A 25,336-nucleotide genomic window follows, 5' to 3' on the forward strand; every position below is an offset into this window, starting at 1 on the left:
CTTAACATCACGGAGTCAGGCGCGGTCGGCCGCGAACACCGCTGCGGAGAAGGTGAATCCCATGCCGGTTCCGACCACGAGCACACGTGCGCCCGGGTCGAGGAGGTCCTCTTTCAGCAGGTGGTCCAGCGCGTAGATCTGGTCCGCGGCGCCGAGGTGCCCGATGGTCAGACCGAGCTCGTGCAGGTCGTGGCGCGGGGTGATGCCCAGCGGCCGAACGAAGCTCTCGCGGTAGAGCGTGCGGCCGACGAAGGGGGTGACGAACCAGTCGACCCGCTCCGGGGACATCTCCGCGTCGGCCAGCGCGCGGGTGACGACGCTGCGGGTGCGATCCGCCGACCTGGTCTGTACGTCCCGGATCGACACGTCGCCCTGGGCCAGGAACTGCCGGGTGCGGTGCCGGATGTCGGCCTGTGCGGCCGGCGCCGTGCGGAACGGCTCGTCGCCGCGCGAGAGGCCCTCGAGGACCGTGTCGGTCTCCGAGGCGAGCGAGACCAGGCGCAGTCGGCCGCCGCCCCGGGTGACCACCGCCGCCGCGGCGCCGTCCCCGAAGACGATGCCCGGGGAGGTGTGCCAGCGGTCGGTGGGGGGCGCGAACCGGTCCCCGAGGGTGATCAGGGCGGAGGGCAGTTCCGGGCGCGACGCGAGCATGGCCGCGGCCACGTCCATGCTCGCCAGCGAGCCGTTGGACCACGCGGAGACGGTCAGCGGGATCCCGTCGAGCCGCGGGCCGAGCAGTTCCTTGGCGATCCAGCACGCGGCGGGCCACATGTCGATGCCCTGGAAGTGTCCGTGGCTGTGCAGGTGGAGACTGTCCGAGGACACTTCGGTGCCGTACTCGCGGGCCTCCTTGATCGCCTGCCGGCCGGCGATCACGGCCATCTCGGGCGGTGCGAGGCGGGCCTGCGAGACGGTGACCATGCCGGTGCTGTCCGCGGCCTCGGCCTCGTAGTCGCCGGCCGCGACCGCCTCGGTCACGGGCACCCGGTCGCCCAGGGTGCCGCCGGTACCGGTGATCCAGATGTCATCGAAGCGCATGGCCCGGTATCCCTTCGGGGACGAGGTGTTCCGGCAGGTCGCGCAGGTGGTGTCCGCCGGACGTGATGTCGGCGGTGCCGCCGATGCCGACCAGGACGCGGTGGGCGCTGCGGATCAGGACCCGGCCGACGGCCGAGTCGATCGCGCCCGCCAGGTGCGGGACGCTGGTGCGGAAGCCCACCTCGAACACGACCTCGCAGCCGCCGGCGGTGTCCGTGCTCGTCCAGGCGCCGCCGAACTGCTGGAAGTCGCCCTCGACCTGCTCGAACTCGATCCGGTCGGGCCGCTCGGCGCTCGCGCCGCGGGTGCGCTGCACCCACTGGGCGGTGCCGCCGCGGAAGGCGAGCACCCACCGGCGCAGGTCACCGCCGGCGTCCTCGACGGAGAGTACGTCCGGGGCGTAGGAGGGGAATGCCCGGTCGTCGCCGAGCCGTTCGATCGCGGTGGCCGCCGAGCACGGCAGCGTGGCCTTGAGGGTGCGGGAGGTCATCGGGTGTCTCCGAGTCGGATCGTCGGGCGGACGATGCTGACGGCCTGCAGGTGCGTGGTGCGCAGCATGGGGTGGCTCGCCTCGCCGAAGGCGCCGCCGGTGAGGCCGGTGCCGCCGGAATTGGGGAGGAAGGGCAGGAAGTTGCCGTGCGAGTCGTTGATCTTGAGGTTGCCGCCGTTGACGACCTCCGCCAGGACTCGTTCGATCGTCGCGGAGCCGGTCGACCAGAAGGAGTTGCGCAGGCCGTAGGCGTTGCCGTTGACGAAGGCCAGGATCTCGTCGAGCAGGCTCTCGTCGGAGGCGCCGGCGTCGGGGACGATGATCGGCAGGAGCGGGAAGAACGTCTCGTCGCGGACCACAGACAACGATCGGGCGTCGGCGAGTCCCGCGACGCGCACGATGGTCGGCTCGATGAAGAACCCGGTGTCCGAGGGGGTGCCGTCCACTTCGAGCCGGCGGGCGCCGTGCACGAGGGTGGCGCCCTTGGCGAGCGCCTCGGTGAGGCAGCCGAAGAACCAGTCGGCCCCGAGCACGGGGGTGAGGACCACTCCGGGCTCGTCGGGGTAGCCGGGGTGGATTCTGCCGGTGGCCACGATCAGCCGCTCGACGAGTTCGTCGGCGATCGCGGGGTGCGCGATGACCTGGTTCGGCACGTTGCAGATCTGGCCGGAGTTGAGGAAGAACTGGGTGACGGTCTGCACCGCGGCGTCCAGGTCGGCGTCGTGCCAGACCACGCAGCAGTCGTTGCCCGCGAGTTCCAGGATCGGCTTCTTGCCGGCCGCGATGCAGTCGCGTTCGAACTCCAGGCCCTGCTTGCTGCCGCCGTAGTAGACGATGTCGTCGACGTGCTCGCTCGCCAGCCAGGTGTCGACGGCCGGCGGTCCGCAGTAGGCGTTGAGGGTTCCCGGGGGCGCGCCGGCGGCTTCCAGCACCGGTGCCACGACCTCGCGCATGGCGTACATGCAGCTGAGTGCGACGCCACGGGGGGCGCGGACCACGACCGTGTTGCCGGCGAGCAGGGCGGTGACGGCGGACAACGCGTTCACCATCGCCGCGTTCTGCGGCGGGTTGACACAGACCACGCCGTCGGCGACGCGGCGCAGGATCATCTCGCGCTCGCCGTCGTGGCGGCGGAACTCCAGTTGCTCGGCGCACCATTCGAGGGTCTCGGGGCTCCACCCGGTGACCGGGATGCCGTCGATCATCGCTTCGGCACCGGACCGCGGCTGGCCCTCGGCGACCAGGATCTCGACGAGCGGATCCCGATGCTCGATCAGCCGCCGCGCGATCCCCCGACCGATCTCCATCCGGGTGACCAGCGGAGTCCGAGCCCACTCCGGCGCAGCGTGCGCGGCCGCTTCCAACGCCTGCCCGATCATCCCCTCGTCGGCAACGGCACAGGCCCCGGCAACGCGGTCCCCGGCCTCGTTCGGATCGGCCTTCCCCCGATCGAGATCGTCCTTCAACCGCAAGCTGCGAAAGGTGTCCTCGATGATGGCGCGCGCGGTCACGGTATGCACATACTCTCCGCCGTCGCCGCTGACGTCCCGGCCGCCGATGTAGGCGGGATAGACCCTGATGGTCACGGCTCTCCCTTTCGAACGTTGGATGTACGGTCGACGTCTGTCGCTACCAGTGAAAACGCTACGCAGGTAACAAAGAGCGAACAACGGACCCGCGATAAGGGTTGGTTCTCACCTTGCGAACCAAGCACCGGACAAGCGCCCCCCAGCCCGGCCGGCGCTTGAGGCGGGCTCTCATAGCCCGGCCGGCGTTTGAGGCCGCCTCTCATAGCCCGGCCGGCGCTTGAGGCCGCCAGGCCGAAGGCCGGCCCTCATAGCCCGGCCGGCGTTTGAGGCCGGCTCGGCCGAAGGCCGGCCTTCACAGCCCGGCCGGCGTTTGAGGCCGCCCACCCCCGTCCAGGCCTATGGCGCCTCGTCCGCCAACTCCTCGACATGACGAGCGATCCGACGCGCCCGAGTCTCGGGCTTCTTCGCCCCCTGCACCGACAACAGAACCTGGTAACGCCTACTCGCACTGAGCGCCGAAAAGCCCGCCGCCGCCCCCGGCACCGCATCGAGCGCCACCCGCAAATCCTTTGGCACCTCGGCCCGACTCGGCGGTTCCATCGCCGCCTCCCAACGACCATCAGCCTTGGCCGACTCAACCTGGGCAAGCCCCGCGGAACGCATCCGGCCCGCCGCGATGAGCTTCTCCACCCGCCGGCAATTGATCTTGGACCACTTGCTGCGCGACCTGCGCGGGGTGTAGCGCTGCGCCCACCACCCGTCCGGCGTGCCGCCCGAGAAGGCCTTGCCGTCGATCCAGCCGTAGCACAGCGCCACGTCCAGGGCCTCGGAGCGGGTGACCGAGGCCGCGTCCGTCCCCTTCTTCGCCAAGACGAGCCAGACTCCGTCGGAGCTCTCGTGGTTGGCTTCGAGCCAGGCGGCGAACTCGTCGGCGGTGGCGCAGGTGAGAGTCTCGTCTTCGCTCGTCACATCTCGTCCTCTCGTCGCAGGGGTCGGCCGATCACCCATGGTGCTCCTCGGTCAGCTCCGGCCGAGGTACGCGAGCGAGCCCGGCTCCGGGCGTGGCGGCTCCGTTCGCCCCGGATCCACGAGTTCGCCGAGCAGTTCACCGAGAATGTCCGCCCCGTTGGCGGTCAGCACCGACGCGGGATGGAACTGCACCGAGGCGAGCCCGGGTCCGCGCAGCGCATGCACGTCGCCACTCGACGGGTCCCGGGAGACCTCGACCGCACCCGCGCGGCCCGGGCAGTCGATCGGGTCGCCCGCGCTGCGCGCGGCGAAGGTGTTGTAGAAGCCCACCCGTTCGGGCCGGCCGAAGAAGTCGATCGTGCGCTGCGTGCCCTGGTTCGGGACCGGATCGCGGACGATCTCCAGGCCCAGCAGGGTGCTCAGCACCTGGTGCGCCAGGCACACCGCCAGGAACGGGGTGTCGGCTACGAGCAGGGCACGGGTCACCTCTCGGATCCGGGCGATCTTCGGATGCGTGTGGTCCCTGGGGTCCCCCGGCCCCGGGCCCACGATGACCAGGTCGTGCTCGTCGATGCGGTAGTCCTCGTCGAACCGGCGCACCGTGACGTCGAGTCCGCGCGCGGCGAGCATGTGCCGGCCCATCGAGGTGAAGGTGTCCTCGGCGTCGATCACCAGCAGGGTGCGCCCGGCCAGCCTGGGGTCGGGTCGCGTGCGCTCGGTCGGTGCCTCGAACCAGAACCCGGCCAGCGGTGCGTTCCGCGCGTCCAGTGCCCGGCGCACCCGGGGATCGGCGGCGATGTCGTCGGTGTGCACGGGTCGGCCGGCCGCGCCGCCGACCGGGCCGCGCAGCGCCTCCAGCAGGCCCGCCGCCTTGGCCCGGGTCTCCGCCGCCTCGGAGGCGGGGTCCGAGTCGCGGACCAGGGTCGCGCCGACGGCGATCCGCATCCGGCCGGCCGCGTCGACGTCGGCGGTGCGGATCAGGATCGCCGAGTCCAGGGCTCGGCCGCCGTGGGCGTCCCGGCCGATCAGCGCGACCATGCCGGCGTAGTAGCCCCGGCCCTCCGGCTCGTGTCGGGCGATCACCCTGCACGCGCTCTCCAGCGGGCCGCCCGTGACCGTGGGCGCGAACATGGTCTCGCGCAGCATGTCCCGCACGTCCAGCGAACTGCGGCCCTCGATCAGGTATTCGGTGTGCGCCAGCCGCGCCATCCGCTTGAGCCGCGGGCCCACCACCCGGCCACCGCGATCACACACCCGGCCCATCATCTTGAGCTCTTCGTCGAGGACCATGTACAGCTCGCCGGCCTCCTTGGGATCGGCGAGGAAGTCCAGCACCTCGGCCGGGTCGGGGCCCGCGGCCGGATAGCGGTACGTACCGCTGATCGGGTTCATCACCACAGTGCCGGCGTCGAGGCTGATGTGCCGTTCGGGGGAGGCGCCGACGAAGGTCCGCGTACCGGTGTGGATCACGAACGTCCAGTACGAGCCGGGGTCGCGGCCGAGCATGCGCCGGAAGAAGGCCAACGCGGTATCCGTGGACCAGTTGGTGATCTCGGCCCGGAACGAGCGCTTGATGACGAAGTTGGCGCCCGTGCCCCGGCCGATCTCCTCGGCGAGCACCGTGCGCACGGTATCCGCGTACCGCGCGTCGTCGGCGTCGAACTCCCCCTCGCCCAGCTCGATCGGCCCGTCCGGGAGGCGGTCCAGGATCTCCGCGATCGGGACGACCGCCTGATCCAGCACGGTCATCGCCAGCAGGGGTGCCCCGTCGTCGGGGAAGTCGTAGCCGCGTTCGCCGATCTGCCGGTACGGCAGCACGGCGAGCGTCTCGTGCCGGCCGCGCCCGCCGGCCGGCGGCAACGGGATGTCCGCGATCAGGGCCGGCTCACCCATCGCCCCGATCAGCACGTCGACGTGCTCCGGTCCGACCGCGCCGGGACGGTACAGGAGCGCGAACGGCGGCGCGTCGGGCGCCAGGATCCGGTCGAGCGGAGCCGGCCCGGTCATCGCCGCGCCCCGTCCAGCATCGCCAGGGCCGAGCGGGTGGACACCGTCACCGAGCACCGCGACGCGACGTAGTCGAGGGCCAGTCGGTGGTACCGCGACGAGAAGTCGGCCACCGCGTCGGCCACCACGAACGTCTCGATGTCGTGCGAGAAGCCCTCGTGCGCGGTCATCAGGATGCCCACGTGCGCGTAGACGCCGCAGATCACCAGCTGGTCGCGGCCCTGCGCGCGGAGCAGCGCGAGCAGGTCGGTGCGGCAGAAGGCGCTGGGGCGCCACTTGGTGAGCACGGTGTCCCCGGCGTTGGGCGCGATCCGGTCCAGGATCATCCGGTGCTCGGGCTCGGTGCTCATCCCCGGGCCCCAGAAGTCCTTGAGCAGCCCGCGCTGTTCGTCGGTCATTCCGCCGGGTTGGGCGGTGTAGGTGACCGGCGCGCCCAGTGCCGCGAACCGGGCCCGCAGCACCGCGACGTTGTCCATCAGGTCGGCCATCGGCGGCTCGTCGCTGCCGAAGGGGCGCATGAAGTAGTTCTGCAGGTCGTGGATGAGCAGCACCGCGCGCTCGGGATCGATCGTCCAGGTCGCGGTGTTGCGCGGAAGCTCGTCCTCGGTCGGCATGGGGTACGACTCGATCGCCGGGATCGCCATGATGCCTCCGTTCGGGTGAAGTGCCGTCGTGGGGTGTCGTGAGGGGTGCCCCGCCTCGCGCGCTCAGTTGCCCAGTGCGGCACCGCCGTCGACCGTCAGGTGCTGCAGGGTGATGTGCGAGGCACGTTCGGAGAGCAGGAACACCACCGCCGCCGCGATGTCCTCGGGTTGCGCGAGGCGCCCCAGCGGAATGCCGACCCGGAAGGTCGCCGCGGCGCCCTCGATGGAGGCCGCGCGCGCGTCACCGTCGGCCCACAGCGAGGTCAGCATCGGCGTGTCGGTGGATCCGGGGGCGACCACGTTGCACCGGATCCCGTGCCCGGCCAGTTCCAGGCCGAGCGACTTGGTGAAACTGGTGGCCGCGGCCTTCGAGGCCGCGTAGGCCGCCATGTTCCAGCGCGGCGTTCCCGCCGCGTTGGAGGCCACCGTGACGATCGCCCCGCTCGCGCGTGGGATCATCCGGGCGGCCACCGCGCGGCTGACGTGGAGGACGCCGGTCGCGTTGACGGCGAACGTGGTGTCCCAGTCCTCGTCGGACAGGCTCGCCGCGGCGCCGGTGCGCAGCACGCCGGCGGCGTTGACCAGGTAGGCGATCGGGCCCAGTTCGTGTTCCACCCGCTCGACGGTGGCGTCCACGTCGGCGCCGCGCGTCACGTCGGTCGCGAAGCCGCGCACGCGGTGCCCGGCGGCGGCCAGTTCCTTGACCAGCGGGCCCAGCGCCTCGGTGTTCGCGTCGAGCGCCGCGACCGCGACGCCCTCGGCGGCCAGTTCGCGGACCACGGCGGCGCCGATGCCGCCCGCCGCCCCGGTGACCAGGGCCGTCCTGCCGCGCATCGGACACACCTCATTTCCCGTGTCGTGGGGTCAGCGCCGCGACCACGTCGGGGTCGATCCCGAGGCAGCGCACCGAGAAGGAGCCGAGCGCCTCCAGGTAGTCGGCTGCCAACTCCGCTTCGTCCGCGCCGGTGGATCGACCGCCCTCGACCAGGACCCGGCCCGCGACCAGCACGGTGTCCACGTCCATGGAGCCGCCGAGCGCGAGGAATCCCTCCAGTGGGCGCGGGTTGAGCAGATAGCGCCAGTCGTCGGTGCGGATCAGCACCAGGTCGGCCTGCTTGCCGGCCTCGACGCTACCGATCTCCCGGGACCAGTCGAGGCCGCGGGCCGGCAGCCGGGTGGCCATCGCCAGGGCGTCGGTGGGCAGCACCTCGGTCGGATCGGCGTACATCTCGTTGTACATCTGCCAGCTGATCCGCATCGCCTCGGCCATCCCGCCCAGCGGCAGCGAGGCGCCGTCGGTGGACAGCGAGACGTCCAGGCCGGCGCGGCGGAACTCCGGCATCGCCCGGGTCTCGGTCAGCGAGGACTCCCCCGCCGGGCCGTACTTCGCGGGCGAGTGGCTGATGTGCGCGTTCGCCCGGATCAGCAGCTTGCGCTCGTCCTCGTCGGCGAACGCGCAGTGCACCGCCATGAACCGGTCGGAGAGCAGGCCGAGTTCGGCGAACCGACGGACGGGGGTGTTGCCGTAGTAGGCGCGCATCGCCTCGGACTCGTTGCGCAGCGCGCCCACGTGCGTCGCGAACGGCACGTCGTAGCGGGCGACGAGTTCGGCGAGGCCGGCGCCGAGTTCGTCGCTCATGTTGGTGCCGTAGACGACGGTCGGCCACGCGCGCACCAGGCCGTCGGTGCTCGCGGCGCACTCGCGCAGGAGGTCCTCGATCCGGCTCGATTCGGCGTCCGCGTCCCGGGTGCGGCGGAACCGCGATTCGCCGGGGGCGCAGACCGTGTCGCTCGCCCAGGTGCTGATCACGCACCGCATGCCCAGGTCGCGGGCCGCCCGGGCCAGCGCCCGGGGGCTGTTGAAGGAGCCGACGTCTCCGAGCGTGGTCACCCCGGACCGCAGCTGGGTCCACATCGAATAGCGCGCGATCGCGAACGCCTCGTCCGGGGTGAGCAGTTCGAGCTGATCGTGGAAGACGTCGAAGGCCGCGGAGATCTGGGGAAGGTCGCCTCCCAGGGCCATGAACGCCGGTTTGTCGTCCCGGTCGGCGGGTGGCCGCATGGCCCCCTTGAAGGGGAACCGCAAGGCGAACATCTCGTGCCAGTGCGCGTTCACGAAGCCGGGCAGGATCATCTTCCCCCGGGCGTCCATCGTGCGCAGGCGTGCGCGCCGGCCGGGGTCGAGGGTCGCCTCGACCTCGGCGGTGGGGCCGGCGGCGGCGATCCGGCCGTCCTCGATCAGCACGGAGCCGTCGGGGATCACCCGGGCGCCCGCGTCGGCCGGGTACAGGCAGCCGCCTCGGATCAGCAGCGCGCTCATCGGCCGGCCTCCGCCTGCCGGCGGGTCCGGGCCGCGGCGAGGAGTTCGGTCCACGCGTCGACGGTCGGCCGGGCGGCGAGGTCGCGGAACTCGACGACCAGGCCCTGCCGGCGCCAACGGGTGGCCAGGCGCATCATCTCCAGCGAGCCCAGGCCGAGCAGGACCAGGTTGGCGTCGCCGGTGATCTCGGCCGGTGTGGTGCCGATCATCGCCGCGAGAATCTCGCGCAGGTCGTCGGCGGTGGGCGCGGTCGTGGTGGCGGTGGTGGTGCCGTCCATGTCGGTTCATCCTTCCCGGTGTTCGCGGACGCTCGCGGCGGGTGCCCAACTTCCCGCGGCGACGTCCGCCGGCCACGAGGTGCGTCCGTCGAGCATCTATCGGCCCTCCTTCGCGGGCTCTTCGTACGAGGCGACGATCTCCAGGACCGCGCAGTCGGTCTCCATGCCGGGGCCCGCGCACAGGAGCAGTACGTGATCGCCGGGCCCGACCTCTCCCCGGGTCCACACGTGTTCCAGGCCGATGAACGGGTCGGCGGCGCCGGCGTGACCGAGTGTGCGGGTCAGCTCCCATGTGCCGCGGTCGGCGTCGATCCCCAACGGGTCGAGGTAGATGCCGTCGAGCGCGCCCCGGTTGTAGCCGGAGTGGCAGACCCGAGTCACCTTGTCCATCGAGAGTCCGGCCTCGGCCAGCGTGCGTTCGGCGGTCTCGGCGACGACGTCGCCGAAGTGCCCCATCGGCGGCGCCACGCCCTTGGCCCACTGCTCACGCCAATAGGCGCTGCGTTCCCCGAAGTTCAGCGATCGGCCGACCGTGATGCCGGCCGGGAAGAGCACTTCGCCGCCGCGGTGCAGTTCCTCCATGGCGGGGTTGGACACCGCCCCGCAGGCCAGCACCCGGGCGAAGCCCGCGCGCCGGGACACGACCGCGGCCGCGCCGCCGTCGGCCAGCAGGAACAGCTTGGACGCCCGCCACCGGTCCACCAGCGGGGTGCCGAAGTTGTCGCCGGCGGTCAGCAGTACCGCGTCCTTCTCGGGATTGCCGAGCAGGCGGTAGGCCGCCATCTCCAGGCCGGCGAGCGTGCCGAGGCAGCCCGGGCCCACCTGTACCGCGGTGATCGGCCGGTCCAGCGTGTACCGCAGCACGTAGTGCGGCGCCGACCAGCCGTCCGGGCCCTGGTGGTAGGTGGCAGTGTGCAGCACCGCACCGAAGTCCTCGGGCGTGTGGCCCGACCGACGCAGCGCCACCTCGGCCGCGCGGATCGCCAGGTCCGGTCCGGGGGTGTCACCGGCGACCATCACCGACCGCATCCCGGACGCCTCGCGCTCCTCCGCGTCGTACCAGGACCGCTCGACGGCCAGCTCGGTGGTCACCACGTCGGGCCGGTAGGAGCCCACTCCCGCGATGAAGACGTCTCCGTGGACCCTCATGACTCCTGTCCTTCCCGAACGGGCACCAGGTAGCGGGCAACGCTCTCCAGCTTTTCGCAGGTTTCCTCGAACTCCCGCTCAGGAGTGGAGTTTTCGACGATGCCGGCACCGGCTCGCAGCCAGGTGTGGCCGTCCTTGCGATAGGCGCTGCGCAGCACGAGGGCCGCGTCCAGTTCGCCGGTGTGGTCGATGGTGAGGACGGCGCCGCTGTAGAGGCCGCGGGCGGTGGGCTCGTGCCGGCGGATCGAGGTGTACGCGGCGTCCTTGGGTACCCCGGACGCGGTCACCGCGGGGAAGACCGCGGTGAAGGCGTCCCACGTACCCAGACCCGCGGCCAGTTGCCCGGACACGCGGGAGGCCAGGTGCTGGACGCTGCCGCGCTCGCGGATGTTCATGAACTCGGGGACCTCGACGCTGCCTCGCACGCACACGTCCTCGAGTTCGTCCGTGCCGGTCTTCACCGAGATCGCGTGTTCGTAGACCTCCTTGGCGGAGCCCAACAGGTCCGCGCGCAGGCTCGCGTTCAGGAGCAGGTCGGGGGTCAGCGCCCGGGTGCCGGCCAGCGGCTGGCTGATCACCTCGCCGTCCGCGGTCACGTTGACCACGATCTCCGGGCTGAAGCCGATCGCCTCGATGCCGCCGAGGTCGAGCATGAACGAGCGCGCGGGGGTGTTGCTCCGGCGGCCGGTCACGTAGGTGGCGATCAGGTCGATGTCCTCGTCGACGTCGACGACCCGGGACAGGATGACCTTGCTCAGGTCGCCGCGGTGGATCTCCTCGACGGCGAGCTTGACCGCCTCGCGGTACTCGAACTCGCCGGGACCGTGCACGTCCAGCGGCTTCGGTGGATCGGCCGGCGGCTCGGCGGGCTCGACCATCGTCTCCATCAGGGCGGCCAACGACTCCTGGTCGACCGCGCGCAGGTACGCGTGGCCGGCCTCGACGCGGACCTCGGCGCGCGGCACCACCAGGTGCAGCAGGCGCTCGTCGCCGATGTGCTCCAGGTCCCCGGTCTTGGCGTAGGAGAGCTCGAAGGCCGCCCACCCGTACGCGCGCCATTCGGGCACGGTCACGGTGTCGAGCAGTCGCGCGACCAGCTCCAGGGGGCGGTCGGCCCAGGGCAGGAGGGTGTCGGGCACGTCCTCCTGGCGCAGCCGGGCACCGTGCCGATCCAGCGTGAGTTCGGCCCGTGCCCCGCCCGCGTACGACCACGTGCCGCCGTTCTCGTAGACGACGTACGACGCGTGCAGACCGGATCCGGCCAGCCGGGCCACGACCGGCAGCGGCTCCTCGGAGAGCGGAATCTGCGTCTCGAAGTAGTGCGGCCACCTGGTGGGACTCATCTGCGGGCATCCTCTCGTAGTGGTCGGAGCGGCCCGGCGAGGAACTCGACACCCGCGGCCGGAGCGGCGGTGGCCGAGCGGGTGGGTGCCGCCGGCCGGCGGCGGACCGATGCCTTCTGTTACCTGTAATGACCATACGGAGGTAACCGAACGGGAACCACGAGCCCGCGATAAGGGGTTCTTCTCGAACCGCGAAGCCGGCGATCCGCCAACCTCGACCGATCGGCAGCGCCGGACGGCGCGACACATGCCCGTCGGCCGGCTCGACCGCAGCGCGAATGGAGCGACGCCGGCTCGCCGCGGTTCCCGGTAATGTCGGCGATCATGCGACGCCACATACCGTTTCAGCGCCTGCACAACTTCCGCGACCTCGGCGGCTACGCAGCAGCCGACGGACGAATCGTCGCCTGGGGGCAGCTGTACCGCTCCGACTCGCTGGGCAACCTCGGCGACGGCGACGCGGAGCAGTTCTTCGCACTCGGCGTACGCACGGTCGTCGACCTGCGGTATCCCGACGAGGTCGACCGGCACGGCCGGATCGCCACACATGCCAGTTTCGCGTACCACAACGTATGCACTGAACATCGGCCGTGGGACCAGGCGTCACTGGGGCCCGATACCGACGTCGCTCGCTTCCTCGCCGACCGCTACGCCGAGATGGCGGTCGACGGCGTCGCGCAGATCCGCCAGGTGCTGGACATCCTCGCAGCCGCCGACGCCCCGCCGGCGGTGTTCCACTGCGCCGCGGGGAAGGACCGCACCGGCATCATCGCGGCACTGTTGCTCGCTCTGCTGGGCGTCGACGAGGAGGATATCGTCGCCGACTACGGCCTGACCGAACTCGCCAGGGACCGCTTTGCCGCCGATCGACGGGCCGACCACCCCGACCGGCCGATCACCTGGCCGGGATGGGGCCGCGCGCCGGAGGCCGCGATGCGACTGTTCCTCGCGGAGAACGCCGCCGAGTACGGGTCGCTCACCGGCTACGCCGCCGAACGTCTCGGCGTCGACGACGCTCTCGTCACGGCCCTCCACAACCGGTACTTGACCGGCTGAACGCCCCCGGAACAGGCTCTAACGCGTGTCCTCGGCCCCCCGTCGGGCCAGGTCGGTGAACAGGGCGCTGGACCAGCCGAAACCGGTGGTGGCGCGGCCCGCGCGGCGGCCGGTCAGGGGGTTCCAGTACTCGTAGAGGCCGCCGCCCTCGGCGACCATCCGTACCGTGCGCTCGGTCAGTTCGTCGGCGACCTGCGGGTATCCGGACCGGCGCAGGCCCTCGATCAAGAGGTAGTTGACGTTGAGCCAGACGGGACCGCGCCACATCGCTTCGGGGTCGAAGAGCGGATCGTCGAAGGCCACGGTCGGCACCGGGCGCTCGCCCCAGAAGCTGTCCGAGAGCAGGTCGGCCACCAGTCGGTCGGCGATCTCGGCCGGGAGCCGGCCGGTCAGCAGCGGCATCAACTCCAAGGGGGTCCGGACCGGCACCCGGCGGCCGGCCGAGACGGTCGTGAAGCGTTCGCCGTCCCAGCGACGGGCCACCAGCAGTTCGGTGTGCGCGGCGGCCCGCTCCCGCCACCGCTGGGCCTCCTCGGTCTTGCCGAGCGCGGCGGCGATATCGCCCAGCACGTCGAACTGGAGCGCCAGGTAGGCGTTGAGGTCGGGCGGCTCGGCGCGCGGGCCGAAGTCCCAGACGGGGCTGTCGTCGAGTCCGCTCGAATAGGGATGCAGGTATTCGGCCAGGCCGTCCCCGTCCGGATCGGAGCAGTTCAGCCACCACTCCTGGGACCGGGCGATCGGCTCGTAGACCTCGGCCAGGAAGGAGAGGTCGGGGTCCACCTCGTGGATCTTCCACACCGCCCACGCGGTGAGCGGCGGTTTGGTCACGGGCACCACCTCGCCGACGGACCGAGCGGAATCGTCCCCGGACTCGGACTCGAACCCGGACTCGGCCCCGGGCTCGGCCCCGGACACCGGCTCGCCCAGCGCCTGCCCGACGTGCTCGGCCAGGCGGGCGTGGTCGGAGCGGGGCAGGTCGGTGGTCTCCGCGAGCACACCCTCGTCGTGCACGACGTCGGGGATCAGGCCGTCGGGGCGCTGGTGGTCGAGCAGGATGCGGATCTGGTCCCGGGCCAGTTCCGGGTCGGCGTGCCGCAGTGCGATCGCGTGGAAGTACGAGTCCCAGTTCCAGATCCCCACGTAGCCGAACTTGGAGGGGACCAGCCCCTCCCGGCCGCCCGCGTGCCGGATCGGCAGCAGGTTCACCGCGAGCGTCCACCACGCCACGGCCGCCCGTTCGCGCAGGTCCGCGCGGACGGCCGGCATCCGGTCGAACCACGCCGTCCACCTGCGGCCCGCCGCGTCGAGCACGGCGGCGGCGTCGAGGACATCGGCGGCCCGTTCCGTGCCCACCAGTACCCGAACGCCCTCGATGTCGGCCTCGCGCACCGCGCCTTCGGGGGTGATCCAGTGCGCGCGAGCCCCGGACCCGGTCAGCACGAGCGTCTCCGCGTCGGCGAAGACCAGGTCCACGCCGCCCGCGAAGGAGAGCCGATCGGGCCGGGCCGACCGAACCGCGAGTTCCTCGCCCGTTTCGGCGGAACGCACCCGCAACCCGGTGAGCACGGTCGTGTCCGTCAGCCGCGTCTCGTACTCGGCGCGGGCGATCCACAAACCGCCGCCGTCCTCCCGCGCCATCACCAACAGGCGCGAACCGCGATCGGTGAACGGCCGCTCGCGCAGATCAAGCGCGACGAGTTCGAGCGCCGGCCGCGCGTCGACACGCGCGTCGTCCGTGGACATGTCAGCGTCCTCCCATGCCGGATGCCGCCATGCTGCTGATGATCTTGCGCTGTCCGATCAGGAAGGCGATCAGCATCGGGACCACGGAGATCGTCGAAGCGGCCAGCAGCATGCCGTAGTCCAGTCCGCCGTGTTGGTCCTTGAAGGAGGCGAGCAGCATCGGAATGGTGAAGTTTTCCTCGGAGTTCAGGAAGACCAAGGGGTAGAGGTAGCTGTTCCAGCTGGCCAGGAAGACGATGATGCCCAGCGCGGCCATCCCCGGCTTGATGTTGGGCAACACGATTCGATAGAAGATCGTCCAGCGGTTCGCGCCGTCCAGCCGGGCGGCTTCCTCCAGTTCGACCGGCACCGCCCGGATGAACTGACGCATCATGAAGACCGCGAACGGGTTGGCGATGGCCGGCAGGATCAGGGCCAGGTGGGTGTCGATCCAGCCGAAGTGCGACAGCATGATGTACAGCGGCACCAGAGTGACCTGGGTGGGCACCATCTGGGTGAGCAGGAAGACCACGAACAGCGTGCGCGAGAACGGGAATTCGATCCGGGTGAACGCGTAGGCCGCCATCGACGCGGTGAGCAGCGTGGCCACGACCGTGATGATGGCGATGTAGAAGCTGTTCCAGTAGGCGCGGCCGAACGGCATCTTGCCGAAGGCGTCGGGGAAGTTCTGCGGCCGCCAGGGATCCGGCACCCACGCCAGCGGATCCTGGATCATCTGCCCCTCGCTCTTGAACGCGGTCAGCAGCATCCACACGAATGGGAAGACCATCAGCAGCCCACCGGCGATGAGCACGGCGTGCAGTGCGACGGTGCCGAAACGGCGACGTACGAAGGTGATCATCACGACCCTCCTCTCTGACGACTCTCTGACGACTCGTCTTACGACTCGTAGTGGACGAAGCGCTTCTGCATGCCGAACTGGGCGAGGGTCACCACGATGGTCATGAGGGTCAGAAGCAATGCGGCGGCGCTGCTGGCGCCGAATTCGAACTTCTTGAAGCCGAGTTCGTAGACCTGGAACACGATCGTGCGGGCGCCGTCATTGGCCACCGGGTCCACCAGGACGTAGATCTGGTCGAATGCCTGGAACGAGCTGATCACCGCGACCACGAAGGAGAAGAAGATCGTCGGTGACAGGAGCGGGAGCGTGATGTGCCGGAAGACCCGGACCGGCCCCGCCCCGTCGATCCGGGCGACCTCGCCCAGGTGTGCCGGGATGGACTGCAGTCCGGCCAGGAAGATCACCACGTTCAGCCCGAGCGACGACCAGATCGTCACCGCCGCGATCGCGACCATCACCCAGTCGGGGTCGTTGAGCCAGTCGGGCAGGGTGATCCCGAACCAGTCGTGCACGGTGTTGTTGAGCATCCCCAGGTCGCCGCTGGCCAGCAGCATCTGCCAGATCACCGCGACGGCCACCGAGCTGGTGACGACCGGCAGGAAGTAGACCACCCGATAGATCGTCTTGCCGCGCACGTTGTTCAGCGCCATGGCGATCAGCAGCGCGAGCACCAGCCCCACCGGGACCGTGATCACACCGAGCAGAAGGGTGTGACCGACCGCACCCCGGAAGGTGGGATCACCGAGCTGGTCACGGAAGTTGGCGAACCCGACCCAGGACTTCTCGCCCAGGCCGTCCCACTTCATGAAGGCCAGCACGAGCGCGAAACCCAGCGGTACGAGGGTGAAGGTCAGCAGGGCGGCCAGTTGCGGCCCGAGGAACAGGACGGCCCACCACCGCTCGCGGCGCCGCCGACCCCGAAGGGTGCGGCGGGCAGGCGAGTCGGTGGGCGGCCGCCGTGTCTCGGTCTTGCGACTGAGCGTGGACGTCGTCACGGCGGCCCCCTTTCAGCGGAGTTTGGCGGCGACGAGCGCGGTGAGGTCGGTCATCTCCTGGTCGAAGCCGACCTTGTCGGTCCACAGCTTCATCAGGGAATCGTTGATGCTCGCCGTGAGGTCCGGAACGCCGGCCTCCTCCGGATAGTTGGCGAAGCCGCCGTTGCGCGCGTCGATGAAGGTCTGCGCGTGCGCCGGGTAGCCCTCCATGACCACGCTCTCGGCGCCCTTGACCGACGGCACCGCGTTACCGCCGCCCTTGAGCCGGGTGATCTGGCCCTCCTTGGAGACGAACTCCGACATGAACGTCCACGCCGCCTCGGCCTGCTTGGAATCCTTGTTCAGCGCCAGGAAGGAGGTGGCTACCGTCTGCGGCATGGGCGCGCCGGTCTGAGAGGGGAACGGGACGATGTCGTAGCTGTCCTTCTCCCCCTTCATGACCGTGTCGATCAGCCACCGGCCGCCCGCGACGAAACCGGCCTTGTGCTTGATGAACTGCGGTTCCACGCCGTTGCCCTCGGGCAGGTTGTCGGCGACCAGGAAGGTCTTGTCCTGGTAACCGGTGGCCAGCGTCTTGATCGCTTCGCGCGACTTGGGGTCGGTGGTGGCGACGAACTTCCCGCCGTCGTACACCTTGCCGCCGAAGCCGTTGATCATGCTGTAGGTCGAGCCGTACCAGTTGTAGAAGATCGATCCGGCCCGGTCGGCGGCCTTGAGCTTGCGGTTCATCTCCAGGTAGGTGGCCATCGTCCACTTGCCCTGCTCGTTCAGCGTCGCCGGGTCCTCGGTGATCCCGGCGGCCTTGAGGGCCTGCTTGTCGTACCAGAGGACTTCGGGGTTGGCGTCGTTGGGTATGCCGTAGATCCGGCCGTCCCTCTTGGCCCCGCCGTACAGTCCGTCGAAGAAGTCTTCCTTCTTGGCCTTGCTGTCGGCTGCCGCCATCTTGTCGTCGAGCGGCGAGAGCACCCCGGCGGAGGCGAACTTGGCGACGAAGTCGTCACCGACGTACATCACGTCGGGCGCCGTCTTGGAGGACAGCTGGGTGAGCAGCTTGGCGTGGTAGTCGCTGTAGTCGGGCACGGCCTGGAGCTTCAGCCGGATGTCGGGGTGCCGCTTGGCGAACTCCTTCTCGAAGTCCTTGAAGCGGTCGAGCTCCTCGGGCGAGCCCCAGGTCGACCAGGTGACGGTGGTCTTGCCGGAACCGCTGGAGCCGCTGCTCCCACCACAACCGCTGGTCGCGACGAGGGCGGCGCCGGCGGCCAACACCGCAAGGGCCTTCGCAGCACGGGTAGTTGACACGTTGTGCCTCCGGAAAAATGAAATGCGGGACGTACGGAGCTGGTGCTGTGGCCACGAACCGGTGAACGTTCCCGGTCACGAATTAAGCGAGACCGCCGCCGTCGACGACGAGGGCGGTACCGGTGACGTAGCTCGCCGCGTCGCCGGCCAGGAACAGGACCGCCTTCGCGATCTCGTCGGGTGTGCCGGACCGGCCCATCGGGCGGTCCGCCGCGTCGGCGGCGAACGCGGACCAGTCCTCGGCGAGTTGCCGGGCCTCCTCGCGGAGCATCGGGGTGTCGGTGTCGCCGGGGTTGACCGAGTTGACCCGGATCCCCGCCGCGGCGTGGTCGATCGCCAGGGCGCGGGTCATGTTGACCACGGCGGCCTTGGACGCGCAGTACGAGATGGCGTTGCCGCCGCCCTTGAGGCCCCAGCCGGAGCCGGTGTTCACGATCGACCCGCCGCTGGTCATCGCGGGGACCGCGTGCTTGCACATCAGGAAGACCGAGCGCACGTTGACCGCCATCACGCGGTCCCACTCCTCGACCGAGGTGCCGATCGCGTCGGCGCGCCGGATGATGCCCGCGTTGTTGAACAACACGTGCAGGCCGCCGAAGGTCGACACCGCGGTTTCGACCACCGTCACGCAGTCCGCCTCGGCCGAGACGTCGGCCGTGACCGCGATCGACCGGCCGCCCTGTGCCGCGATCTCCTCGGCGGTCCGAGCGGCGCCGGTGGCGTCGATGTCGGCGACCACCACGGCGGCGCCCTCGCGGGCGAACATCAGCGCGGTGGCGCGTCCGATGCCCGAGGCACCGCCCGTGACGATCGAGACCTTGCCGTCCAGGGAACCAGTCATCCGGAGCACTCCTCACTAGCAGGAACAATTCGATAGGGGACGCTCTCGCGATGTCCCGTGACGACCGGGACGTAGCCGCTCAGTCGGGCGTCCACGTCGGGGTCCCCGGTGTCGGCCAACAGCGGCCGGCCGTTCAGCGCCGCGAGCTTGGTGCGGGTCGCGAGCACGGTCAGCCCGCGCACCCGGGCCAGCACCCGCGGGCTGATCTGCTGGTTGCCCCGACCCAGGACGAAGCCCTGGCCGCCGATCACCGAGACGACGGCGTCCGCGTCGTGCCCCTCGACCAGGGCGAGCAGCGCGCGCTCGCTCACGTCGAGGCCGATCGGCGCACCGTCGGCGACCACGTCGACGCCCAGGAGCGTGCCGGTGACGCCGAGCGCGAGCTCGACCGCGAGCGTGGTCGCGCCGGGCCCGAGGATGTAGCGCACGCCCGGCCGCATCCGGGAGACCACCTCGCGGGCGATCGCCTCGACACTCTCCGGATCCGCCGTCGAGGACCCGGTCTTGCGGCCGGACAGCCGGACCCGGGCCGCCGGGACGGTCAGCGTCCCGTACAGCCGGGGGCTGACCCGGCCCGCCCGGTAGGCGTCCTCGTCCAGGTCCACCACCTCGGCCTCGGTGGTGGTCCCGGCGAACTCGGCGGCAGCGAGTCCCGCCGCCGCCGGGCCCACCGCGAAGCAGCCCGAGTAGACCTTCACCCCGGCCGGGATGCCGAGCACCGGGCAGCCCGGCTGGGCGTCGAGCACGTCCCGGGCGGTCCCGTCGCCACCCGCGAACAGCAGCAGGTCCACCGCCGCCAGGGCTCGTACCGCCGCCCTGGTGTCCCCGGCCGAGGACGGGTCGCCGGCGGTCGCCGAGACCAGCTCGGGCACCCCGCCGCCGGCCCGGGCGGACAGCTCGCCCATCGCCCCGGGCACCGTGACGACGGTGGCGTCGGGGCGGGCGGCCAGGAGCGCCCGGACCGCTTCGGCGGCGCGCTCCCCCGCCCGGGCCCGCGCCCCGCGCGCCAGCGCCTCGCGCTGGATCGCGGGGCCGTCGCTGCCCTTGAGCCCGGCCGCCCCGCCGAGGCCGGCGACCGGGTTGACGATCAGGCCGACTCTCACGACAGGTGCTTGCGCACGTACGCGCGCCAGGTCGGGGCCCACTGCTCGGGGTCGTCCAGGCAGGTCGGGTCGATCTTGTGCACGGTCTGGTTGTACGGCGCGCCCTTGACGAACGCCGGGTCCTCGCGCGCCTCCTCGGCGACCCGGGCGAGGATCGCGGCGTACTCGTCGAGGTCCTCTTTGGAGTACGACTCGGTCGGCTCCAGCGTGAACGGCTCGGGCACCACGTACGGGTGGTGGCTGGTCCAGTAGTGCACGCCGAAGTCGGAGGCGCGGACCCCGATCTCCTCCGAGTGCACGCCGGTCTCCTCGTACAGCTCCTGCCACGAGTAGCGGACCTGTTCCAGCCGGCCCTTGTCCCAGGGCGCCGAGGCGCCGGGGATCTGCAACACCTTGTGCATCAGGTAGTTGTTGTTGAGCACGGCCGTCTCGGCGACCTGGCGCAGCCCGGGCCCGCCGAGCGCCATGATCCAGGCGTACGCGCGCACCACGTTCGGGGTGACGCCGAGGTAGGGCCGGATCTTGCCGACGGACTGCGGCCGGTCGGCGTCCAGGTAGTAGCGGTCGCCGTCGCGCTCGACGGTCGGCCCGGGCATGAACGGCACCAGCTTCTCGGCCACGCCACAGGCGCCCGCGGCGGGGCCGCCGCACGCGTGCGGGGTGGAGAAGGTCTTGTGCAGGTTGAAGTGGCACAGGTCGAACCCGGCGTCGGCGGCCCGGGTGATGCCCAGGATGCCGTTGGCGTTGGCCTGGTCGTAGCAGGCCAGGCCGCCGACCCCGTGCACCAGCTCGACGAACTCCGCGATGCGCGGGTTGTAGATGCCGGTGTCCTCCGGGTTGGTGATCATCAGCGCGGCGGTCCGGGGCCCGACGGCCGCCCTGAGCGCCTCGATGTCCGGGTAGCCGTCGGCGTCCGGCATCAGCGTGATGATCTCGTACCCGGCGGTCTTGGCACACGCGGCGTTCGAGGGATGCGAGAACATCGTCGTGATGACCTGGTCGCGCTGCTCGGCCTCGCCTCGGGAGGCGTGGTAGGCCCGGATCATCGCGATGTTCGCGTAGATCGCGGCGGAGCCCGACCCCGGCTGGAGGCAGACCCTGTCCAGGCCGGAGATCTCCTTGAGCATCTGCTCCAGGCGCCAGTAGATCTCCAGGACGCCCTGCACGCTCTCCTCGGGCTGGGCCGGGTGCAACTCGGCCACCTTCGGGTCGCTCACGAACCTGTCGTTGACCTTGGGGCTGTGCTTCATGGTGCAGGTGCCCTGGCCGACGTCGACGTTGAAGTCCGCGCCGAGCGTCTCCTGGGACAGCCGCAGGTAGTGGCGCAGCACGTGCGGCTGGGACATCTCCGGCAGCGCGGGCGGCGTCACCCGCCGCACGCCGTCCGGCAGTTCCACCGCGGGCACCCCCGCGGCGGGCACGCCGATCCCGCAGCGGCCGGGCCGGGACTGCTCGAAGATGATCGGCTCGTCCCAGCGCGCCTGGTGGAAGCGGCGCAGCGCCGGCTTGGGCTCGATCGGCAACTTCGCGAACGATTCTCCGACAGCGCCCATCAGCCCTGCACCTCCCGTACCGCACGCACCAGCGCGTCGATGTCGTCCTTGGCGTGCCGCTCGGTCACGCAGACCAGCAGCGTCGTGGCGTCCAGGGGGACGCCACCGTAGATCCCGCGCGCGCGAAGCCCCGACAGCAGCGCGGCGGAGTCGGCGACCTCGATCGCGAACTCGCGGAAGTGGATCGCGTCGGCGTGCGGCACCCGCACCCCGGGCACGGCGGCGAGCGCGTCCATCGCGTACCGCGTGCGGGCGAGGATGGTGTCGCCGATCTCGCGCATGCCCGTCGGGCCCATCAGGGCGAGGTAGACGCCGGCGGTGATGCCCCACAGCGAGGCGGCCGTGCCCACCCATTCCTTGCCCTCCTCGCGCAGCGCGAAGGAGGTCCGGTCGTAGTAGACGTCGCCGAAGCCGTACTCGCCGGGGACGGCGGTGGGGGCGATGCCGAACAGGCGGGAGGGGAACTCGGCGACCAGCGCGTGGATGTCCTGTGTGGCGATGTAGCCGGCGTGCCCGCCGCCGTAGCTCTGGTGCATGCCGAGCGACTGGATGTCGCCGCAGACGATGTCGGCGCCCAGGGTCGCGGGCGGGGCCAGCACGCCGAGCGAGATCGGGTCGGCGCTCACCACGAGCAACGCCCCGTGGGCGTGCGCGAGTTCGGCGATCTCGGCGATCCGGGTCTCGACCACGCCGTAGAAGTTGGGGCTCTCGACGTAGACGGCCGCGATCGTGTCGTCGACCACGAACTCGCCGGCCTCGCCGTTCGCGGCGACCGGGATCGGGGTGATCGCGATGTCCGGGGACAGGAAGTCGCGCAGCTTGCTCAGCTTGTCCGGGCCGATGGCGCCGGTGACCAGCACCTTGGAGCGGCCGGTGTAGCGGGCGGCCATCCGCAGGGCGGTGCCGGCGGCCTGGAAGCCGTCGTAGGTGGGGACGTTGACGACGTCCATCTCCAGGAGTTCGCCCATCATGCTGACGTACTCGAAGAGCGCCTGGAACCGGCCGTGGTCCTCGTACGGCTCGCCCGCGTAGGCGGTGAGGAACTCGCTGCGGGCGTTGACCTCGTCGCACACCGCCGGGACGTGGTGCGGGTAGCAGCCGCCGCCGAGGAAGCTGAGCGCCTCGGTGGTGTCGGTGTTGCGGTCGAGCAGGCCGCGCATGTGCCGGACCAGCTCGTGTTCGGAGGCCATCGGGGCCGGCAGGTCCAGCGGCCGGTCGAGCCGGAGCGCGGCGGGGATGTCGACGTAGAAGTCCTCGACGGACGTCACGCCGATCGCGGCGAGCATCTCGGCCCGCACGGCCGGTTCGGCGTTGGGTATGTAGGGGTGGGTCACTTCTCTCCCTCGTGAGCGGTTCGCAACACCACGGCGTCCCTGGGGCCGATCTCGATCAAGCCGCGCAGATCGCGGCCGGTCAGCAGGTCGGTGCCGGGTTCGCGCAGGTTCACCGCCGCGGCGGTCGTACCGTGGTTGAGCAGGAACAGGTAGTCGGCGGCGACTCCCTCGCGGCGGCACGCCTCGACGCCGGCGGGAACGTCCGCGCCGGTCGGAAGATCGGCGCCGGGTGCGGGCAGGTCCGCGACCGGGCGCACGCCCGCCCGGGTCAGCACGTCGTCCAGCACCGGTCGGACGTCCTCGAGCAGGCAGCCGACGTAGGTCGTGCGGCCGTGCCGGGTGATCGCGGGTATGCCGTCCAGGTCGCCGCCCTCGTAGTGCGCGATGGGGGTCGCGCCCTCCGGGCGGAGCCATTCGGCCCATACGCTCGCCGTGCCCGCGCTGCCGTCGGCGTGCCGTACGGTCTGCGTCGTTTCGTCGGCGAGCGGCCAGAACTCGTCGACGGCCAGCCCGAGCAGTTCGCGCAGCGGTCCCGGGGCGCCGCCCGGGTGGACCTGGTCCGCCGCGTCCACGACACCGCTGAACGGGCCGACGATCAGGTGCCCGTCGTATGCCCGGAGGTTCTTGGCCTGGTCCTCCGTGCACAGGTAGAGGTTGGGCGCGATGACGACGCGGTAGGACGACAGGTCGCGCTCGGGCGGGGCGAGGTCGACGGCGACGCCGAGGGCGTGCAGCCGGTCGTACCAGGTGTGCAGGAGCCGTTTGAGCTCCAGCCGCTTGGACGGCATCGACTCGGGGGCTTCGAGACCCCACCAGGAGTCCCAGTCCAGGACCAGGGCGACATCCGCTTTGCTGCGCGAACCCGCCGTCTCCGCGAGCTTTTCCAGATCGCGGCCGAGGCGTAGGGTGTCCTGCCAACCCCGGCTCTGCACACCGCCGTGCGGCAGGAGGGCGGAGTGGAACTTCTCGGGTCCGTACCTGGCCTGGCGCCATTGGAAGAACATCACGCCGTCGGCGCCGTGCGCGAGGGCCTGGAGGCTGTGCAGGCGCATCATGCCGGCCGGCTTGGGCACGTTCACCTCGCGCCAGCTCACCGCACCGGGCGCCTGTTCGAGCAGCAGCCACGGCCGATCCTTGAGCGATCGCATCAGGTCGTAGCTGAGCGCGGCGCCCACGTGGGAGGTGGGGTCGGCCGGGTCGGGATAGGCGTCGTCGCTGACGATGTCCTCGGCGGCGGCCCACTTCCAGTAGTCCAGGCCGTGCAGGATGCTCATGAAGTTCGTGGTCACCGGGACGTCCGGGGTGACCTCGCGCAGCACCGCCCGCTCGACCTCGAAGCACTCCAGGAGGGCGTCCGAGCAAAAGCGCCGCCAGTCGAGCACCTGGGCCGGGTTGATCGGGCCCGGTGCCTTGCGCGGCGGGTTGACCTGGTCGAGGTCGGTGTAGTGCTGGCCCCAACACGAGGTGCCCCAGGCGGCGTTGAGCCCGTCGACGGTCCCGTACCGGGCGGCGAGCCAGGTCCGGAAGTGCCGGGCGGACTCCTCGCAGAAGCATTCGAGGGTGTGGTCCGCGTACTCGTTGCCGATGTGCCACATCGCGAGCGCCGGATGATCGGCGTAGCGCTCCGCCATCGTGCGGGCGAGGCGGGCCGTAGCCGCCCGAAAGACCGGCGAGCTCGGGCAGTAGCCCTGTCGCGAGCCGAAGTCGAGGTGGGTGCCGTTCGCGTCGACGGGTCGCACCTCGGGGTGTTCGCGGACCAGCCACGGCGGCGGCGTGGCGGTCGCGGTGGCCAGGTCGACGGCGATGCCGTGCTCGTGCAGCAGGTCGAGGACGCGGTCGAGCCACGCGAAGTCGTACTCACCGGGACGCGGTTCGAGGCGTGACCAGGAGAAGACCGCGACGGTCGCCATGTTCACCCCGGCCTCGGCCATCAGCCGGGCGTCCTCGGCCCAGACCTCCTCCGGCCATTGCTCGGGGTTGTAGTCGCCCCCGAAGAGCAGCCCGGGCACTCGCGTCAACCGCACGTCGACCTCCTGTTCCCCGTTCATGTATTCTGTATTCATAATTCAAGGTGTGTGCGGTGCGTGATGTCAAGCACCAGATATCGGCGATGATCGACACGAGGAGTAACCGTCGGATGGCCATTCAGCGTCGCCCCCTGCGGGAACAGATCCGTGAGGAGCTACTCCTGCGCCTCGACAGGGGTGATTTCGCGGCGGGCAAGGACATCAACGAGGTCGTGCTCGCGGGTGAGCTGGGCGTGAGCCGCACTCCCCTGCGCGAGGCCCTGATCACCCTGGCCGGCGAAGGCGTCCTGGAGAGCAACCAGGGGCGCGGTTTCCGGTTCGCGCCGGTCAGCAGCAAGGAGTTCAGCGAGCTGTGCGAGATCGTCGCGGGCCTGGAGTCGCTCGCGCTGGAGCTCTCGGATGCGGCCGAGCTGCGCGAGCTCGCGCCCGAGCTGCTCCGGTTGGCCCGCGGCTTCCCCGATCCGGTCGCCGAGCAGCAGGAGATCGAGTGGCACGACGACGAATGGCACGACCTGCTGCTCAGCCGATGCCCGAACGAGCGCCTGGTCGACCTCGTCACCAGCGTGAAGGCGGGAATGCGCCGCTACACGCACCTGATCGCGGGCGAGGACACCCTGCTCGAGCGCGAGGCCGAGGAGCACTGCCGGATCGCCGAACACCTCCAGGCCGGCGAGGTCGCGGCGGCCGGCGCCGCGCTGCGCGACAACTGGATCAGCGGAATGGAGCGGATGACCAGCCGGATCCCGGCGGCACCGGAGCAGCACTGAGCGCCTCGGG

At 70.9% G+C, this 25,336-nt stretch carries 22 protein-coding genes; 2 read left to right on the top strand and 20 right to left on the bottom strand.

What is annotated here, in order from left to right; all coding sequences use genetic code 11:
- Positions 1 to 15: 15 nt before the first annotated feature.
- The 11 genes from OG928_RS01660 to OG928_RS01710 form a co-directional block, all read right to left on the bottom strand.
- On the bottom strand, positions 16 to 1,038 hold the full coding sequence (locus OG928_RS01660) for a ketoacyl-ACP synthase III family protein (RefSeq protein WP_406278029.1): 1,023 nt from the start codon (positions 1,036 to 1,038) through the stop codon (positions 16 to 18).
- The gene (locus OG928_RS01665) at positions 1,025 to 1,528 is read right to left on the bottom strand and encodes a type II toxin-antitoxin system RatA family toxin (RefSeq protein ID WP_406278032.1); all 504 of its coding nucleotides are present in this window, start codon (positions 1,526 to 1,528) and stop codon (positions 1,025 to 1,027) included. The genes OG928_RS01660 and OG928_RS01665 overlap by 14 nt, the downstream gene beginning before the upstream one ends.
- Positions 1,525 to 3,114 (bottom strand): aldehyde dehydrogenase family protein, encoded by a 1,590-nt coding sequence (locus tag OG928_RS01670; protein WP_406278035.1) that lies wholly within the window; start codon positions 3,112 to 3,114, stop codon positions 1,525 to 1,527. Before OG928_RS01670 ends, OG928_RS01665 begins: the two co-directional genes overlap by 4 nt.
- A gap of 339 nt (positions 3,115 to 3,453) precedes the next feature.
- Positions 3,454 to 4,026, bottom strand: a complete 573-nt coding sequence (locus OG928_RS01675) for a YdeI family protein (protein WP_406278038.1) — start codon at positions 4,024 to 4,026, stop codon at positions 3,454 to 3,456.
- 51 nt (positions 4,027 to 4,077) lie between these two features.
- Positions 4,078 to 6,033, bottom strand: a complete 1,956-nt coding sequence (locus OG928_RS01680) for an anthranilate synthase family protein (protein WP_406278041.1) — start codon at positions 6,031 to 6,033, stop codon at positions 4,078 to 4,080.
- Positions 6,030 to 6,677, bottom strand: coding sequence for an isochorismatase family protein (locus OG928_RS01685; RefSeq protein ID WP_406278044.1), 648 nt, complete (start codon positions 6,675 to 6,677; stop codon positions 6,030 to 6,032). Before OG928_RS01685 ends, OG928_RS01680 begins: the two co-directional genes overlap by 4 nt.
- 63 nt (positions 6,678 to 6,740) lie before the next feature.
- Positions 6,741 to 7,511, bottom strand: a complete 771-nt coding sequence (locus OG928_RS01690; RefSeq protein WP_406278047.1) for a 2,3-dihydro-2,3-dihydroxybenzoate dehydrogenase — start codon at positions 7,509 to 7,511, stop codon at positions 6,741 to 6,743.
- Between the two features lie 10 nt (positions 7,512 to 7,521).
- Positions 7,522 to 8,997: an amidohydrolase family protein gene (locus OG928_RS01695; protein ID WP_406278050.1), complete on the bottom strand. Its 1,476-nt coding sequence runs from the start codon at positions 8,995 to 8,997 to the stop codon at positions 7,522 to 7,524.
- Positions 8,994 to 9,275: a phosphopantetheine-binding protein gene (locus OG928_RS01700; RefSeq protein ID WP_406278053.1), complete on the bottom strand. Its 282-nt coding sequence runs from the start codon at positions 9,273 to 9,275 to the stop codon at positions 8,994 to 8,996. The genes OG928_RS01695 and OG928_RS01700 overlap by 4 nt, the downstream gene beginning before the upstream one ends.
- Positions 9,276 to 9,371: 96 nt before the next feature.
- Entirely contained in the window at positions 9,372 to 10,424 is a 1,053-nt protein-coding gene (locus OG928_RS01705; RefSeq protein ID WP_406278056.1) for a ketoacyl-ACP synthase III family protein, read from the bottom strand.
- Positions 10,421 to 11,767 (bottom strand): salicylate synthase, encoded by a 1,347-nt coding sequence (locus tag OG928_RS01710; RefSeq protein ID WP_406278059.1) that lies wholly within the window; start codon positions 11,765 to 11,767, stop codon positions 10,421 to 10,423. The genes OG928_RS01705 and OG928_RS01710 overlap by 4 nt, the downstream gene beginning before the upstream one ends.
- Before the next feature lie 324 nt (positions 11,768 to 12,091).
- Here OG928_RS01710 and OG928_RS01715 point away from each other — a divergent pair, with 324 nt between their 5' ends.
- Positions 12,092 to 12,823: a tyrosine-protein phosphatase gene (locus OG928_RS01715; RefSeq protein ID WP_406278062.1), complete on the top strand. Its 732-nt coding sequence runs from the start codon at positions 12,092 to 12,094 to the stop codon at positions 12,821 to 12,823.
- A gap of 18 nt (positions 12,824 to 12,841) precedes the next feature.
- Here OG928_RS01715 and OG928_RS01720 read toward each other — a convergent pair whose 3' ends face one another.
- The 9 genes from OG928_RS01720 to OG928_RS01760 all read right to left on the bottom strand — a co-directional run bounded on the left by OG928_RS01720 (position 12,842) and on the right by OG928_RS01760 (position 24,580).
- Positions 12,842 to 14,566: an amylo-alpha-1,6-glucosidase gene (locus OG928_RS01720; RefSeq protein ID WP_406278065.1), complete on the bottom strand. Its 1,725-nt coding sequence runs from the start codon at positions 14,564 to 14,566 to the stop codon at positions 12,842 to 12,844.
- 1 nt (position 14,567) lies between these two features.
- Entirely contained in the window at positions 14,568 to 15,407 is an 840-nt protein-coding gene (locus OG928_RS01725; protein WP_406278068.1) for a carbohydrate ABC transporter permease, read from the bottom strand.
- 38 nt (positions 15,408 to 15,445) lie between these two features.
- Positions 15,446 to 16,402: a carbohydrate ABC transporter permease gene (locus OG928_RS01730; protein ID WP_406278071.1), complete on the bottom strand. Its 957-nt coding sequence runs from the start codon at positions 16,400 to 16,402 to the stop codon at positions 15,446 to 15,448.
- A 12-nt stretch (positions 16,403 to 16,414) separates the two neighbouring features.
- Positions 16,415 to 17,701: an ABC transporter substrate-binding protein gene (locus OG928_RS01735; RefSeq protein ID WP_406278074.1), complete on the bottom strand. Its 1,287-nt coding sequence runs from the start codon at positions 17,699 to 17,701 to the stop codon at positions 16,415 to 16,417.
- Positions 17,702 to 17,783: 82 nt separating this feature from the next.
- Positions 17,784 to 18,542: an SDR family NAD(P)-dependent oxidoreductase gene (locus OG928_RS01740; RefSeq protein WP_406278077.1), complete on the bottom strand. Its 759-nt coding sequence runs from the start codon at positions 18,540 to 18,542 to the stop codon at positions 17,784 to 17,786.
- Entirely contained in the window at positions 18,539 to 19,645 is a 1,107-nt protein-coding gene (locus tag OG928_RS01745) for an ATP-NAD kinase family protein (protein WP_406278080.1), read from the bottom strand. The genes OG928_RS01740 and OG928_RS01745 overlap by 4 nt, the downstream gene beginning before the upstream one ends.
- Positions 19,642 to 21,198 (bottom strand): aminomethyl-transferring glycine dehydrogenase subunit GcvPB, encoded by a 1,557-nt coding sequence (gene gcvPB, locus OG928_RS01750; protein WP_406278082.1) that lies wholly within the window; start codon positions 21,196 to 21,198, stop codon positions 19,642 to 19,644. The genes OG928_RS01745 and gcvPB overlap by 4 nt, the downstream gene beginning before the upstream one ends.
- Positions 21,198 to 22,532 carry an aminomethyl-transferring glycine dehydrogenase subunit GcvPA gene (gene gcvPA / locus OG928_RS01755; RefSeq protein WP_406278085.1) on the bottom strand — a complete coding sequence of 445 codons (1,335 nt, stop codon included), beginning with the start codon at positions 22,530 to 22,532 and terminating at the stop codon, positions 21,198 to 21,200. Before gcvPA ends, gcvPB begins: the two co-directional genes overlap by 1 nt.
- Positions 22,529 to 24,580 carry a beta-galactosidase gene (locus OG928_RS01760; RefSeq protein WP_406278088.1) on the bottom strand — a complete coding sequence of 684 codons (2,052 nt, stop codon included), beginning with the start codon at positions 24,578 to 24,580 and terminating at the stop codon, positions 22,529 to 22,531. The genes gcvPA and OG928_RS01760 overlap by 4 nt, the downstream gene beginning before the upstream one ends.
- A gap of 89 nt (positions 24,581 to 24,669) precedes the next feature.
- On the opposite strand from OG928_RS01760, the gene OG928_RS01765 reads away from it, so the two are divergent.
- Positions 24,670 to 25,326, top strand: coding sequence for a GntR family transcriptional regulator (locus OG928_RS01765; protein WP_406278091.1), 657 nt, complete (start codon positions 24,670 to 24,672; stop codon positions 25,324 to 25,326).
- Positions 25,327 to 25,336 lie beyond the last annotated feature (10 nt).

Origin of the sequence: Embleya sp. NBC_00896, from assembly GCF_045207785.1 — a bacterium.
GTDB lineage: Bacteria > Actinomycetota > Actinomycetes > Streptomycetales > Streptomycetaceae > Embleya.

Excerpts from the sequence above, each read along its gene's own strand:
- OG928_RS01680 (WP_406278041.1), bottom strand. The coding sequence starts at position 6,033 with ATGACCGGGCCGGCTCCGCTCGACCGGATCCTGGCGCCCGACGCGCCG.
- gcvPB (WP_406278082.1), bottom strand. The coding sequence starts at position 21,198 with ATGGGCGCTGTCGGAGAATCGTTCGCGAAGTTGCCGATCGAGCCCAAG.
- OG928_RS01700 (WP_406278053.1), bottom strand. The coding sequence starts at position 9,275 with ATGGACGGCACCACCACCGCCACCACGACCGCGCCCACCGCCGACGAC.
- OG928_RS01765 (WP_406278091.1), top strand. The coding sequence starts at position 24,670 with ATGGCCATTCAGCGTCGCCCCCTGCGGGAACAGATCCGTGAGGAGCTA.
- OG928_RS01720 (WP_406278065.1), bottom strand. The coding sequence starts at position 14,566 with ATGTCCACGGACGACGCGCGTGTCGACGCGCGGCCGGCGCTCGAACTC.
- OG928_RS01760 (WP_406278088.1), bottom strand. The coding sequence starts at position 24,580 with ATGAACGGGGAACAGGAGGTCGACGTGCGGTTGACGCGAGTGCCCGGG.
- OG928_RS01695 (WP_406278050.1), bottom strand. The coding sequence starts at position 8,997 with ATGAGCGCGCTGCTGATCCGAGGCGGCTGCCTGTACCCGGCCGACGCG.
- OG928_RS01665 (WP_406278032.1), bottom strand. The coding sequence starts at position 1,528 with ATGACCTCCCGCACCCTCAAGGCCACGCTGCCGTGCTCGGCGGCCACC.
- OG928_RS01685 (WP_406278044.1), bottom strand. The coding sequence starts at position 6,677 with ATGGCGATCCCGGCGATCGAGTCGTACCCCATGCCGACCGAGGACGAG.
- OG928_RS01705 (WP_406278056.1), bottom strand. The coding sequence starts at position 10,424 with ATGAGGGTCCACGGAGACGTCTTCATCGCGGGAGTGGGCTCCTACCGG.
- OG928_RS01740 (WP_406278077.1), bottom strand. The coding sequence starts at position 18,542 with ATGACTGGTTCCCTGGACGGCAAGGTCTCGATCGTCACGGGCGGTGCC.
- OG928_RS01690 (WP_406278047.1), bottom strand. The coding sequence starts at position 7,511 with ATGCGCGGCAGGACGGCCCTGGTCACCGGGGCGGCGGGCGGCATCGGC.
- OG928_RS01660 (WP_406278029.1), bottom strand. The coding sequence starts at position 1,038 with ATGCGCTTCGATGACATCTGGATCACCGGTACCGGCGGCACCCTGGGC.
- OG928_RS01725 (WP_406278068.1), bottom strand. The coding sequence starts at position 15,407 with ATGATCACCTTCGTACGTCGCCGTTTCGGCACCGTCGCACTGCACGCC.
- OG928_RS01715 (WP_406278062.1), top strand. The coding sequence starts at position 12,092 with ATGCGACGCCACATACCGTTTCAGCGCCTGCACAACTTCCGCGACCTC.
- OG928_RS01710 (WP_406278059.1), bottom strand. The coding sequence starts at position 11,767 with ATGAGTCCCACCAGGTGGCCGCACTACTTCGAGACGCAGATTCCGCTC.